The sequence below is a fragment of the Roseibium sp. MMSF_3544 genome (assembly GCF_030732845.1).
GTDB lineage: Bacteria > Pseudomonadota > Alphaproteobacteria > Rhizobiales > Stappiaceae > Roseibium.
In genome coordinates this window covers 62,282-75,476 of record NZ_JASHKA010000020.1, presented here as the reverse complement: position 1 = coordinate 75,476, position 13,195 = coordinate 62,282, and the positions used below count along the sequence as shown (strand labels likewise).

The 13,195-nt window shown below is 59.0% G+C and carries 14 protein-coding genes; 10 read left to right on the top strand and 4 right to left on the bottom strand.

Going from position 1 to position 13,195, the window contains the following annotated elements:
- Positions 1 to 18: 18 nt before the first annotated feature.
- Positions 19 to 603, bottom strand: coding sequence for a carboxymuconolactone decarboxylase family protein (locus RBB47_RS23655; protein ID WP_305988371.1), 585 nt, complete (start codon positions 601 to 603; stop codon positions 19 to 21).
- Between the two features lie 223 nt (positions 604 to 826).
- Here RBB47_RS23655 and RBB47_RS23650 point away from each other — a divergent pair, with 223 nt between their 5' ends.
- Entirely contained in the window at positions 827 to 1,762 is a 936-nt protein-coding gene (locus tag RBB47_RS23650) for an AEC family transporter (protein WP_305988370.1), read from the top strand.
- Between the two features lie 24 nt (positions 1,763 to 1,786).
- Here the strand turns inward: RBB47_RS23650 and RBB47_RS23645 are convergent, their stop codons facing one another.
- Entirely contained in the window at positions 1,787 to 2,425 is a 639-nt protein-coding gene (locus RBB47_RS23645) for a glutathione S-transferase family protein (protein WP_305988369.1), read from the bottom strand.
- Between the two features lie 52 nt (positions 2,426 to 2,477).
- Positions 2,478 to 3,167: a FadR/GntR family transcriptional regulator gene (locus tag RBB47_RS23640; RefSeq protein WP_305988368.1), complete on the bottom strand. Its 690-nt coding sequence runs from the start codon at positions 3,165 to 3,167 to the stop codon at positions 2,478 to 2,480.
- A gap of 260 nt (positions 3,168 to 3,427) precedes the next feature.
- Between RBB47_RS23640 and RBB47_RS23635 the strand changes: the two genes are divergently transcribed.
- The 9 genes from RBB47_RS23635 (at position 3,428) to RBB47_RS23595 (ending at position 12,066) form a co-directional block, all read left to right on the top strand.
- Positions 3,428 to 4,573 (top strand): zinc-binding dehydrogenase, encoded by a 1,146-nt coding sequence (locus RBB47_RS23635; protein WP_305988367.1) that lies wholly within the window; start codon positions 3,428 to 3,430, stop codon positions 4,571 to 4,573.
- Between the two features lie 11 nt (positions 4,574 to 4,584).
- Positions 4,585 to 5,508, top strand: a complete 924-nt coding sequence (locus tag RBB47_RS23630) for a dihydrodipicolinate synthase family protein (RefSeq protein ID WP_305988366.1) — start codon at positions 4,585 to 4,587, stop codon at positions 5,506 to 5,508.
- A gap of 177 nt (positions 5,509 to 5,685) precedes the next feature.
- On the top strand, positions 5,686 to 6,747 hold the full coding sequence (locus tag RBB47_RS23625; protein ID WP_305988365.1) for a C4-dicarboxylate TRAP transporter substrate-binding protein: 1,062 nt from the start codon (positions 5,686 to 5,688) through the stop codon (positions 6,745 to 6,747).
- Between the two features lie 137 nt (positions 6,748 to 6,884).
- A complete protein-coding gene (locus tag RBB47_RS23620; RefSeq protein ID WP_305988364.1) occupies positions 6,885 to 7,385 on the top strand; it encodes a TRAP transporter small permease in 501 nt (166 codons plus the stop codon).
- Between the two features lie 12 nt (positions 7,386 to 7,397).
- A complete protein-coding gene (locus RBB47_RS23615; RefSeq protein ID WP_305988363.1) occupies positions 7,398 to 8,735 on the top strand; it encodes a TRAP transporter large permease in 1,338 nt (445 codons plus the stop codon).
- A 15-nt stretch (positions 8,736 to 8,750) separates the two neighbouring features.
- On the top strand, positions 8,751 to 9,056 hold the full coding sequence (locus RBB47_RS23610) for a DUF1330 domain-containing protein (RefSeq protein WP_305988362.1): 306 nt from the start codon (positions 8,751 to 8,753) through the stop codon (positions 9,054 to 9,056).
- A 27-nt stretch (positions 9,057 to 9,083) separates the two neighbouring features.
- Positions 9,084 to 10,058 (top strand): quinone oxidoreductase, encoded by a 975-nt coding sequence (locus RBB47_RS23605; RefSeq protein ID WP_305988361.1) that lies wholly within the window; start codon positions 9,084 to 9,086, stop codon positions 10,056 to 10,058.
- 9 nt (positions 10,059 to 10,067) lie between these two features.
- Positions 10,068 to 11,456, top strand: coding sequence for an SLC13 family permease (locus tag RBB47_RS23600; protein ID WP_305988360.1), 1,389 nt, complete (start codon positions 10,068 to 10,070; stop codon positions 11,454 to 11,456).
- Between the two features lie 103 nt (positions 11,457 to 11,559).
- Positions 11,560 to 12,066, top strand: coding sequence for a flavin reductase family protein (locus tag RBB47_RS23595; protein WP_305988359.1), 507 nt, complete (start codon positions 11,560 to 11,562; stop codon positions 12,064 to 12,066).
- Between the two features lie 174 nt (positions 12,067 to 12,240).
- Here the strand turns inward: RBB47_RS23595 and RBB47_RS23590 are convergent, their stop codons facing one another.
- Positions 12,241 to 13,143 (bottom strand): LysR family transcriptional regulator, encoded by a 903-nt coding sequence (locus tag RBB47_RS23590; RefSeq protein ID WP_305988358.1) that lies wholly within the window; start codon positions 13,141 to 13,143, stop codon positions 12,241 to 12,243.
- Positions 13,144 to 13,195 lie beyond the last annotated feature (52 nt).

Genomic DNA, 13,195 nt, shown 5'->3' with positions numbered 1-13,195 from the left:
CAAACGGCCCGTCTGGCCTCACGCACTTGCGTCAGGTCCGTGGTAATTGCTGCTGTTCACAAAGTTGACGACACTCTCCTCCAGTTCAGTTTCCATCAGCGCGTTCCAGCGGTTGTTGAAACCGAACAACGCAATGACGGAGCAAATTTCGACGATCTGCGCCGTCGAGTAATGGCGTCTGAGAATTTCCATGTCGGCCGGGTCGGCCGAGGCCGGGCACTGCCCGCCGGTCAACGCGATCCGAAGCGCTGCCCGTTCCACGTCCGAAAACAGCGGATTGGTCTCAAACTCCCAAAGAGCCTCGAGTTTTTCCTGCGGTACGCCATTGTCGGCACCGTTTTTGAACGTGTGCGCGGAGCAATACTGGCACCCGTTGGAAAGGCTGGTGACATGGGCAACCATCCACAAGAGCGCGGGGTCGACCGTGGCATTCGGGTTCCGGACGACCGCCCGAATCAGATTCAGCACCGCCTTGGCGATTTCCGGACGATGAGAAAGCGTCAGCATCGAATTTGCGACGAATCCCGTCTGACCGGCCAACCACTTGATTTCCTCAGCCGCTTCCCGGCTGGCCTCAAGATCAACAGGCGTTACGTGAGCCAATGACACCTCCCGAAAAAATCGAATTTTTAGTCGTCGCTACATGAATATCGAATAACGAGAGCTTTTCTAAATCAGCTTTTCTGATAGCGCGTATTGGCAATTCTGAACCGAGCGAGCGACATCGAGACTTGACGCAAGCCTTTGTCCTGCCGTCAGATCCGGCTCCGCGGACCACCTGAAACCCGCCCCGGCCGGCCTCTTCGGATTTTCGAGGACTATTGACTTGATTGGTGAACTTGTTGGCGTGATCGCGCCGCTGCTGCTGATGACGGCGATCGGATACTGGATCGAGAAGGCCGGGCCGAACCTCGAAACCAAAAGCATGAGCATGCTGGTCATGATGGTGGGCACGCCGGCGCTGGTGTTTTCCTCGCTGACATCCACCGAACTTCCCGAACAGGTGCTTCTTCTGATGTCCTTCGGCGCAATTTGCGCCAGCATCATTGCCGGGATCCTGTCGACGGCCTTTCTGCTTGTGTCCAGGTTCGACCTGCGCAGTTTCCTGCCAAGTCTGACAATGCCGAACTCGGGCAATATCGGTCTTCCGATCGTGCTGCTCGCCTTTGGCGAAGAAGGTCTTGCGATCGGTGTCGCCTTTTTCTTCGTGATCGCGATCCTGCAGTACACGGTGATGCCCATTGTCACCGCCGGCTCGTTCTCGCTGACTAGAACATTGAAAGAACCCCTGGTCTGGTCGGTGACCGCCGTGCTCATCGTCAAAGCGACAGGCATAACGCCACCTGAGGTCGTCAGCGAGACGACCCGTCTGCTTGGCGGCATGATGATCCCGGTCATGGTGATTCTGCTGGGTGCCGCAATCGCGCGCCTTCATGTCAGCGACATCAAGACGGCTCTGGTGCTGGCTGTGGCGAGACTTGTCATCGGCATGATCGCCGGCACCACGACGGTCATACTTCTGGACGCCACCGGAATTGCTGCCGGGAGCCTGTTCCTGATGGCCGCGATGCCGTCGGCCATCGTCACGTATGTCTTTGCCGAGCGCTTCGACCGGGACCCGGAAAGGGTCGCCGGCATGATCGTTGCGTCGACACTGATGACCTTTGCCGCCTTGCCCGGCCTCTTGTTGCTTGGGCTGAGCATCGCAGACCTGAACGCTCCGCTCGGCACGGTTCTGCCGGCGCTTTTTTCCAGTCTGTGACGCGGTAAAGGTCATTTTGCCGTCCTAGGGAATGGGAACGTCGTTCACGTATTTCGGAACCTGGTAGCCGCGTTGAACCGCCGGTCTTTCGGCGATCCGCACATACCAGTCCTTGACGTTGGGAAACTCGTTCAGGTCAATTTCCTGCCAGTCGTAGCGCGATACCCAAGGCCAGCACGCCATATCCGTGATGGAGTATTCGCCGCGGCCATCGCCGGCAATGTAATCGCGACCTTCCAGACGGGTGTTGAGAACCTTGTAAAGACGCCGTCCCTCGGTGGAGTACCGCTCCTCGCCGTATTCGGACTTGCCCTTGTTGTATTTGACGAAGTGGTGCACCTGCCCAAGCATCGGCCCAAGTCCGCCCATCTGCCACATCAGCCATTCAATCGCCGGCCAGCGAGCGGCCCCTTCGGGAAGGAACTTTCCGTACTTTTCGGCGAGATAGAGCATGATCGCGCCCGTTTCCATCATGGTGACGCCGGTCTCGTGATCGACGATCGCCGGAATACGGTTGTTGGGAGCGATCTTCAGAAAGTCAGGCTCGTGCTGCTCTCCCTTGGAAATGTCGATCGCATGTGTCGTGTAGTCGACACCAAGTTCTTCAAGAAGGATCGACACCTTCCGTCCGTTGGGAGTGGTCCAGGTATAAAGATCAATCACGCGAAATGCCTCTCGGTTTCAGTATTTCAGCCCACTTTCTGGGGGCGTCTCATCAGTCTTCGGGCAGAAAGGTCGCCCGGACGGATTTCAGGTGTGCACGCATGGCGTTCTTGGCGCCGGTCACATCGCGGCGCTCCAGCGCTGCCACGATGGCCTCGTGCTCGGTGAAGGAATGATAGTCCGCCGGCGGGCCACCTTCAGGCACATCAAGGCGCGACCAGACGACCGAAACGCGGACCTTGTTGACCAGCCAGTGAAGCTCGCTCAGCAGCGTATTGCCCGCCGCTTCCGCAATCTCTGTGTGAAAGGCGAAATCGAGCTCCTCGTAAGACGGCCAGGACGTTGCCGCGCGCATTTCCTGAGTGAGCTCACGCAGACGGACAAGATGGCGCGGCGTGGCGTGGACCGCCGCCAGGGCGGTGAGTTCCGGCTCCATAATCAGCCTTGCAACCATCGCTTCGTGCGGGCTCGTCCGGTCGGCCAGAAACATGAGGCTTTCCGAGGTGGCGCCCGCAATCGCATAGGCATCGCCCAGGAAAGTACCCTTGCCGACTTTGCGGTGAACGACCCCCTCGGCTTCAAGAACAGTCAGAGCCTTGCGCAAGACGCCCCGTGAAACGCCCAGCGTGTCGCACAGCTCGCGTTCGGGGGGCAGGCGGCCGCCGGGACGCAAGCCGGATTGATTGAGCCAGCCTCTCAAAAGGTCAAGGGCGGGTATCGATGGGGCCTGCAGCTCTAACACCAATTTGGTTCACCAATTTCTATTTTGGTCAAATTTCAGCTATTTCAGTTTAGGCACACTCGTAAAAAAGACTCAAGTACGGATTTTTTTATCGATTTTTTCTTTACAGGAGCCGTTTTATGGTGAAACTATGAATCAAATGAACCAAATTGGTTAACCAATCTGAGTCCAAGGACCCTCGTGAAAAGGGCCGGAAACACCCGCCTGAAGATCCTTTTGACCAGACAAGGTGACCTGCCCAGACAGCCAGGGAGGGCCGCGTGAGTTCGTCGGCAATCAATTCCGTTCCGTCAAAGATGAAGGCCTGGGTTCTTGGAGATCCCGACGAGCTGCATCTTGTAGAAAAAGACGTTCCCGTGCCGGGCAAGGCCGAAGCGCTGGTCCGTATCGATGCGGTTGCGATTTGCGCGACCGATCTGGAGATCATGACCTACGGAACGCCGGCCCTGATCCAGGGCGGGCCACCCTTCAACAAGAACTTCACGCCCGGCCATGAGTACATGGGAACCATCGCCGGTCTCGGACCGGGTGTTGACGAGTTCGAAATCGGCGACCGGGTCACGGTCGAGATCCATGCCGGATGCGGCCAGTGCAAGCGTTGCCGGATGGGCATGTACACGTCGTGCCACAACTACGGCAAAAACTACGGCGATCAGAACAAGGGTCATCGGGCCAATGGCTTCACCACCGATGGCGGTTTTGCCCAGTACGCGATCAACAACATCAACACCATGATCAAGGTGCCGGACACCATGCCGGACGAGGAGGCAACGCTCGTCGTGACGGCAGGCACCTCGATGTACGGCCTGACGGAACTGGGCGGCCTGGTGGCGGGCGAAAGTGTTGTGGTGATCGGCCCTGGACCCATCGGTCTGCTTGCAGTTGCTGTTGCCAAATCGCTCGGCGCCTCCCCCGTCGTTCTGGTGGGAACGCGCGAGAACCGCAACAGGATCGGACTGGAACTGGGCGCCGACGTGACGATCGACGCCCGCAACGAGGACGTTGTCGCCCGGGTCAAGGAACTGACCGGCGGAAAGGGCGCCGACTATGTCGTCGACTGTGCCGGCAGCGAGACCACGGTCAACCAGGCGGTTCACATGACCAACCGGGGCGGCCGGGTCTGTCTTGCAGCCTTCCCGAAAAAACCGGTCGAGTTCGATCTCGGCTATCTGGCCGTCAACAACATCTATCTCTACGGCATCCGCGGCGAAGGAAAATCGGCCACCCACAGGGCGATGGCATTCATGGCCGAAAAGCGCTTCGATGCTTCCAAGATCCACACACACACCTTTCCCATGGAAGACCTGCCGACGGCGCTGAAATACGCCCGTGAGCGCATCGACGATGCCATCAAGGTCGTTGTCTCCATGAAAGACACACACGCCGCAGCAGAAGCCGCGGAATAAGGAGCTGTTTCATGTCAAAAGCCCGCCGCGGTATTTACGCTGCTGCCGTTACTCCCTTTGACGATCAGGGAGCTGTGGACACCGCCAAACTGATTGCCTATTGCCGCCACCTTGTGAGTGAGGGCGGTTGCGACGGTGTCGCGCCCACCGGAACAACCGGAGAAGGAAATTCCGTCGCGGCGACAGACCGGCTCGCCCTTCCTGCCGCGTTTGCAGCCGCAGGATTTGAGGCCGACCAGGTCATTTTCGGAACCGGCGCCTGCGCCTCTGCCGATGCGGTCGCCTATACAAAGGCCTCGCTTGAAGCAGGCTTTCCAAGCGTGCTCGTCCTGCCGCCCTTCTACTACAAGAACCCCAGCGACGACGGTCTCTACGCTTATTACGCGCGCCTTATCGACAAGGTAAACTCGGACGCACTCAGGATCTATCTCTACCACTTCCCGCAAATGTCGATGACGCCGCTTTCGCCGACGCTCGTCGCGCGCCTGAAAGCTGATTTCGGGCCCGTGATCGCCGGCCTGAAGGATTCCAGCGGCGACTTCTCGCAATCGACAGCGTTTGTCGAGGCAACTGGCGGCGTCGACAAGGACTTCGACGTTTACCCTTCCAGTGAAGCAATGGTCTTTGACGCTTTGGGGGCGAAGTGCGCCGGCATCATCTCCGGTTCGACCAACGCTTTCGGCGGCCTGGTCCGCACTGCCTTGAATGCTGAGGGAGCTGCGCGCGGTCAGGCTCTTGAAAACGTCAAGGCTGCCCGCGCAACCGCAGCAAAGTATCCGCTGATGGCGGGCATGAAACAAATGGAAGCGTGGCGGACAGGTGACGACAGCTGGACGCGCATGGCACCGCCACTCGTTCCGCTTAGCGAGGAGCAGAAGACCGGGCTTCGCGCGGATCTAGACGCACTTCAGGCTGCCCGCAGCGCTGCGGAATAAAGCTGAAGGAACGCAATAACTTCTACTGCGGGGCAGGTGTTCGAAGACCATGCCCGGCGCGAAATACCCGGCGGGACCGCCGGATGAAGGAACGGAAGACCGGCTCGTTTCAAGAAGGCCGGATTCCGGCGTCACCGGATGGATCGGTGCATGGAATTTTGACTACGGGAGGAAAGCATGAAGAAGACACTCGCGAGTGCCACACTGGCTGCATCGCTTGCCCTGGCAAGCACGTCGGCGATGGCCGAAGAAATCACATTGCGTATCGGCTCGGGACACCCGCCGGGCGTGGTCTATGCAGGCCTGATGATCGACTATTTTCAGCCTGAGCTGAAAAGACGCGTTGAAGAGCGCACCGACCACACGATCAATTTCGTAGAGGGCTATTCCGGCTCGATCGTCAAGGTGACCGAGGTTTTGGAAGGTGTCCAGGACGGTATCATCGATATCGGCGGGTTCTGCTACTGCTTTGAGCCGTCCAATCTTCCGCTGCATGCGTTCCAGGTCATGATGCCATTCGGCACGATGGATCCGGTCCAGTCGCTGCAGATCGCTCAGGACGTCTACGCTGAAGTTCCCTATCTGACCGATGTCTTCCCGCAGAAGTTCAATCAGGTTCTTCTGTCGCGCATCGCGGACGGAGGTTACAACCTCGGAACTTCGTTCGCGTGGGAAAACCTGTCCGACCTAAAGGATCAGAAAATCGCAGGCGCAGGTCTTAACCTGAACTGGCTGAAATATGCCGGCGTATCTCCGGTGCAGTCGTCCCTGGCAACGGCCTACACGGAAATGAACACCAACGTCTATGAAGGCTGGATCATGTTCCCGTCGGCCTGGGTGAACCTCAAGCTCTACGAGCCGGGCCCCTACTACACGCTGATCGGCTTCGGTTCGATGACCTGGCATGGCCTGACCATCAACCAGGACACCTACAACGAGCTTCCGGACGACGTGAAGGAAATCCTTCATGAAGTCGCGGCGGACTACGAAGAGCAGACCGGTATCGTCAACCAGAAGGAATACGCCCGGCTGGTGGAAGAACTTCGCGGACTGATCACCGTGACCGAAATTGATCCGGCAGTCCGTGCAGCCTGGGCAGATAGCCTGAAAGACTGGCCGCAACAGATGGCTGACGAGCTGGAAGGTCAAGGCCTGCCCGCAAAGCAAGTTCTCAACCTGGTGCTCGATAAGGCCGAGGACCGTGGCTACACCTGGCCCGTACGCTACGAGATCAAGTAATCAAACGCAGCCAACTGGTGCTGCAGCCCTATCGGCTGCAGCATCTTTTCCCGACAAGGGGCATGGACCTGCAAACTAGCCTGTGCCCTTGAGACCGCGGTCTTTCCGCGAAATATCTCTGAAACGGCTGAAGTCCAATGTTCCTGATCCGGGCGACCGACCACCTCACCAAACTTCTCATGATCCTGGCCGCCGCCTGGGCCTTCATCCTCTGTTTCTTCATTCTGGCCGACATCATTTTCCGGGCGCTCAACATGCCACTGCAAGGCACCAAGGAGATTGTTGCCAACTCGGTGGTCATGATCGTGTTCCTGCAATTGGGTTTCGCGGTCCGGTCCGGCTCGATGCTGCAAGCAGACTTCCTGATCGACGCGTTCAACCCGACAATCCGCAAAATCATCGTCATCGTCGGACTTCTTCTGGGCGCTGCCTTCTTTCTCTTCTTGATGAAGGCGGGGATAAAGCCCGCGCTCCGATCTTTCGCCAATGGCGAATTCGACGGCGAAGGAGCCCTGCGCGTCCCTGTCTGGCCGGCGCGATTCACGATCATCTTCGGCAGCGGCCTCGCTGCCTTCAACTATCTCCTGCTGGCCGTCATTGAAGCCTTTGGCTTGTCCGACCGGCTGAAATTCCGGTGAGGGTGCGTTTCCTTGTTTGATTTCGGCACTGCATTTCTTGTCGTCGGCGGCCTGCTCGGGCTGGTCCTGCTCGGCGTCCATGTCGCCGTCGCACTCGGTCTTTCCAGCGCGCTCGGCATCTACCTCGTCACCGGCAAGATGCGGATCGTGGAGGCGACTGTCGCGTCGACCGCCGCAGAGGCCCTGCGCGATTTCACCTTTGCCGTCATTCCGCTCTTCATGCTGATGGGTGAATTCATCGGCCGGTCCGGTGCAATTACCGACATCTATAACGGCATCAATCGCGGCATCAAACGGCTACCGGGCCGGCTGGCGATTGCGACGGTGCTAGGAAACACTGTCTTTTCCTTCGTCACTGGCGTGTCGATAGCATCTGCAGCCGCCTTTTCGCGGATCGCCTATCCGGAAATGAAGGCGTTCAATTACCGCCGCGGCTTCGCGCTTGGTGCGATTGCCGGCTCCAGCTGCCTTGGCATGCTCATTCCACCCTCGGTCCTGATGATCGTCTGGGGCATCCTGACCGAGCAATCCATCGGCCGCCTGTTTCTTGCAGGTGTCATGCCGGGCATTCTTCTGGCAAGCCTGTTTCTCGGGTACATCATCGTTTCGGCAATCCTGAACCCTGAAGTCGTCGGCGAGAACCGTCCCGAAGCCCAACCGCGGGAGACGGCAGCCGACCGCATGGAGATGAGTTTCGGCCAGTTGCTTTCCAGCATGGTCGGTGTCTTCGGCATCATTCTGGCCGTGCTCGGTGGTATCTGGTTCGGGATCTTCACACCGACCGAAGGTGCCGGTGCCGGTGCCGCGCTCGCGCTCCTCTTCGCGCTGACGAAGGGACTTACCTGGCCGCAATTCATGCAGGCGGTCTATGCGGTCGGCAAGACCGCCGCACCGATCCTGATCCTGTTGTTTTGTGCTGCGCTCTATTCCAGAACGCTCGCCATGACCGGGGTGACCACCGCCATTCGCGAGTATTTCCTCGCTTCGGGACTGGAAGCCTGGCAGGTGCTCGCCGTCATTCTTCTGATCTGGTTCATTCTGGGCATGGTCATCGACAGCATCTCGATCATGCTTCTGACCGTTCCCATCGTCGAACCCATCGCAGTCGCATTCGGTTTCGACCGGCTCAGTTTTGCGATCATCGGAATTCTTGCGATCGAGGCGGGCTTGCTGACGCCGCCCTTTGGACTACTTGTCTACACGGTCAAGGCCGCGATCGAGGACCCGAAGGTTGGCGTTCAGGAGATCTTTCTCAGTTCGATTCCCTATTGGGGGATCATGCTGTTTGCCGCCGTTTTGCTGATCGTCTTCCCCCAGATCGCAAACTGGCTTCCAGAAACCCTCATGTAACTTCCGGAGGAAAGCATGCCCGCCTACTGGATCGCGCGCGCGAAAATCAACGACCCGGTCGAATACAAGAAATACACGGACCTTGTCCCCGGCATCATCGAGAAGCATGGCGGCAAGGTGCTTGCCCGTGGCGGCGATTACGAGATCATGGAAGGACCCGAGCATTTTCACCGGTTCGTGGTTATCGAGTTTCCGAGCCTGGAAGCGGGCGTCAATTGCTTCAAGTCGGAAGAATATGAGCAGGCGGCCGCCTATCGCCGGGCCAACGGCGCCGGTGAAGTGCAAACCGTTGTCGTGGAGTCCGGCGACGCGACCGTCTGATCCATCCAAACGCAAGGGAGACCGCGCATGCAGGCGCAACGCATCATGTTGACCGGGCAAGGAGCGCCTGAGGTCATGAAACTGGAGCCTTACGAGGTTCCGCCGCCGGGCGCGGGGGAGGTTCAGATCGAGCAGACGGCCGTCGGCTTGAACTACATGGACGTCTACCAGCGGTCAGGCCACTATCCGCTTGCCATCCCGAGCCCGCTCGGACTGGAAGCAGCGGGCCGCATCACCGCAATCGGCCCAGAGGTCGAGGGATTGAGCCTCGGTGACCGGGTCGTTTATGGCGGCGTGCTCGGGGCTTATGCGACGGTTCGAAACGCTCCAGCCGCGCGCGTCCTCAAGATCCCGGACGGCGTCACGGACGAGGTCGCCGCGGCAGTCCTGATGAAGGGCATGACTGCAGAATATCTTCTGGAACGCTGCTTCAAGGTCCAGCCGGGACAGGATGTTCTTTTCTTTGCCGCCTCGGGTGGTGTTGGCCAGTTGGCGGGGCAGTGGGGCAACTATCTCGGTGCACGCATGATCGGCGTCACGTCAGGTGCCGAAAGCTGCGCGTTGATCAAATCGCTTGGATACGCAGAAGCGATCGACCGGACGTCGGAGAATATTGCTGAACGCGTCAAGGAGCTGACCGGCGGCAAAGGCGTGCCGGTGGTCTATGACAGCATCGGCAAGGCGACATTCGAGACCTCCATCGAGTCGCTTGCCACATACGGCATGTTCGTTTCCTTTGGTGCAACCACCGGCGAGGCACCGCCCGTCCCGCCAAGTCTTCTCCAGAAGGCCGGATCGCTCTATTTCACGCGTCCGACGCTCGCGAACTACGTCGGGCCCCGCGAAGATCTTGAGCATTCCGCCAAGCGGGTTTTCGACATGATCCTGGGCGGGCATCTGTCGGTGAACATCAATCAGAAATGGCCGCTTTCAGATGTGGTGGAAGCGCACCGGGCGCTTGAATCGGGAACAACCACCGGGTCGTCCCTCATTCTCCCGTAAGGCACGGGGATGAGACTCACGCTACCTATCACGACGCTGATCGCCGCGGCCCTTGCCGCGGCGGTGCTGATTGCGCTCGGCATCCGGTCGGAAGGCCAGGACCAGGGTATGCTGCTGGCCAGCGGCGTCGGTGTCTTTTCGATCGCGCTCTTTGCCACAAGGGTGTTTCCGGACATCGTCGCAGCTTTTTTCGTGTTCCTGCTGAGCCTGTCGGTCTCGATCGCACCGGCTTCGGTTGTTTTTTCCGGACTTGAGTCCGGCGGCTTCTGGCTTCTGGTTGGCGGGATCATCCTGGGCGTGGCGGTCATCACGACAGGTCTCGGAACCCAGATTTCGAACCGGATGCTCACGCTCTCCGGCGTTTCCTACCCCAAAGCGGTGCTGGTGGTGGCAACGGCCGGGTTTCTGCTCGGCATTCTCATTCCCTCAACCATCCCCCGCGTGCTGATCCTGATCCCGGTTGCCGTTTCGCTGGCAGCTTCGCTTGGCCTCAAACCGGGTAGCCGCGGGTCGATGGGCCTTTGTGCCACCGCCGCCGCCGGAACACTCCTGCCAACCTACGCCATCTACACGGCCAACCTGCCGACAATTGTGCAGTTCGGTGCTCTGGACAGCCTCTTCGGATTGAAAACAACCTATTCCGGGTACTTTCTGGCCCAGTTCCCGGTCAATCTTCTGCGCTTCGCGGTTCTGCTGCTGGTTCTGTGGCGGTTCAGCAGCGAGCCGCTGGAACCGCAGGACCCGGACCGGCACTCGACGGGAAGCCTGACCGGGCCGCAAGCCCGACTGCTCGGCCTGTTGCTCATCGCCATTGCGCTCTGGGCGACGGATTTCCTGCACGGTATCCAACCGGCATGGATCGCACTCGCAGTCGCCACGATCGCGCTCTGGCCGAAAACGGGCTTGCTGCCCGGCTCGGCAATGAAAGAAAAGATCGACTTGACGCCTGCACTGCTGTTCGGCGCCATTTTCTGCGTCAGCGCGCTTGCCCGTCACGTCGGTCTGGATGTTGCGCTCGCCAACACATTGATTGAGAAAATGGCCCTCGTTCCCGGCAATCCGGTCTGGAACATTTATGCAATCTTCGGCTTTTCCGTGCTTCTGTCTCACTTGACGACGGCGCCAGCCGCCCCGCTGGTGCTTGTGCCATTTGCCGAACCGCTCGCAACGGCCTCCGGCCTTCCGATCGAAACCGTTGCCATGACGCAAATGATCGGTATTGCCAGTCCACTACTGCCTTACCAGGCGCCTCCGCTGATCGTTGCCATGTCACTTGCGGATATTTCAACTGCAATATTGACCAGGGTCTGCCTCGCATTGTTCGCAGCTGTTCTTGTGATCGGTCTTCCGGTGACGATTTTCTGGTGGCATCTCACAGGACTGCTGCCCGGGACATGAGCAATTTCAATTGCATCAGAAAACCTGATTACGTCGATAATACCTTATAATTTGTCATAATGTCGCACCCCGCTATCTTCAGAAGCAACCGAAGGAGGGGATCATGAACGCAATGACTGATACCAAAGAGTTCGACATCGACCCGAAGGCACTGCGGCAGACATTGTCCTGCTTTCCGACCGGCGTCGCGATAGCAACGACGCTGTCGCGTTCGGGCGACCCGATTGGTGTCACCATCAGCTCGTTCAATTCGGTTTCGATGGACCCGCCTCTGGTCCTGTGGAGCCTCGCGCGTAAGGCTGGCAGCCTTCCCGAGTACAGGGCACATCCCGGTTTCGCCATCAACATTCTTTCGGCTGACCAGGCACATCTTTGCAAACTCTTTGCCAGCCCGGAGAGAGACCGTTTCACTGGGCTTGAGTGGTTCCAAGGTGCACATGGTGTGCCGTGCATTGCCGGGTGCGCTGCCGCGCTCGAGTGCGAAACGCACGCGGTTCACGAAGGCGGCGACCACGAGATCTTCATTGGACGGGTGCTCGCCCACACAAGCAGCGAAAGAACGCCGCTTGCTTTCGGCAAGGGACAGCTTGGCGCCTTTTCCCTGGGATAATCGCCTGCTTTCAAGTTCGTCGGACCGCCTGAAGCGAAACGGACGGCCGGGCTCCAGTCAGTTCTTGCCTGAGCACCTTTTTCAATTGCAGCCCCCTTGGAATGCTGGATCCCGGTCCTGCCGCTGACGCGGCAAACCGGGACGACACCTGACAGGTTCAATGGACTTGCAGATTTACGCCGCGACCAGCCCTGCGACTTCCTTCTTGAGTTCATCCAGAAACACGCGCGCCTGTGCAGACAAGGGCCGGCGCGCGGGCTCGATCTGCACCAGATCAAGATAAAGCGGCGGATCTTCGATCGGGGCGATGCGCCGGACGGATCCCTCACTGTCCGGCGCGCAAATCAGCCCGGGAAGGATCGTCACCCAGTCCGTCCGCGCGACGAAATCGAGTGTCCCGAGCATGGCATCCATTTCCATTGTCCGCTCGACACGGATTGCGTGGGTGGTGAGATAGTCTTCGATCCGCGCTGACCTGATATTGGTGGGCGACGGGGTCACCAGCTTCAGAGGCGGCAAATCACGCAATCGCACCGGCTTGCCGTGAACAACATCGCTCTTTGGTCCTCCGACAAGCATCTCGCGGTCCCGCGCAAGGTGATGCACATTCAGTCCGACAGCCCCTCCGAACGCCGGAACAACAGCGAAATCAAACTCCTCCGCCTTGACACTATCCGTCAAAGCACCGCTGTAACCCTCCATGATCTGGATCGAGACATCGGGATGCTGCCGGGCCATCGTCTCAAGCGCAGGAGCCAATGCGGCGCGGGCCAGAACGGGCATGATCCCCGCGCGCACGGTGCCGGAGAGCGTGTCCTGGCGGCTCTGGGCATCAATGATCGCCTCTTCGGCGCCGCGCAAGACTTCCAGGACCCGCTGATAATACCTGTTTCCCGCCGGCGTCAGCAGCACGCCGTCGCTGGTGCGCTCAAAAAGCCGGATCCCAAGGACATCCTCGACTGCTGCAACATGCTGCGAAATACCGGACTGGGTTGCGTTTTCGCGCGCGGCAGCACGGGTGAAGGACCCTTCCTCCGCGACCGCAACCACAGAACGCATCTGACGCAGTGATATCATCAGAACCTCATTAGAATTCTTGATAGCCCAATTTAGTACTTATAATTTTCCC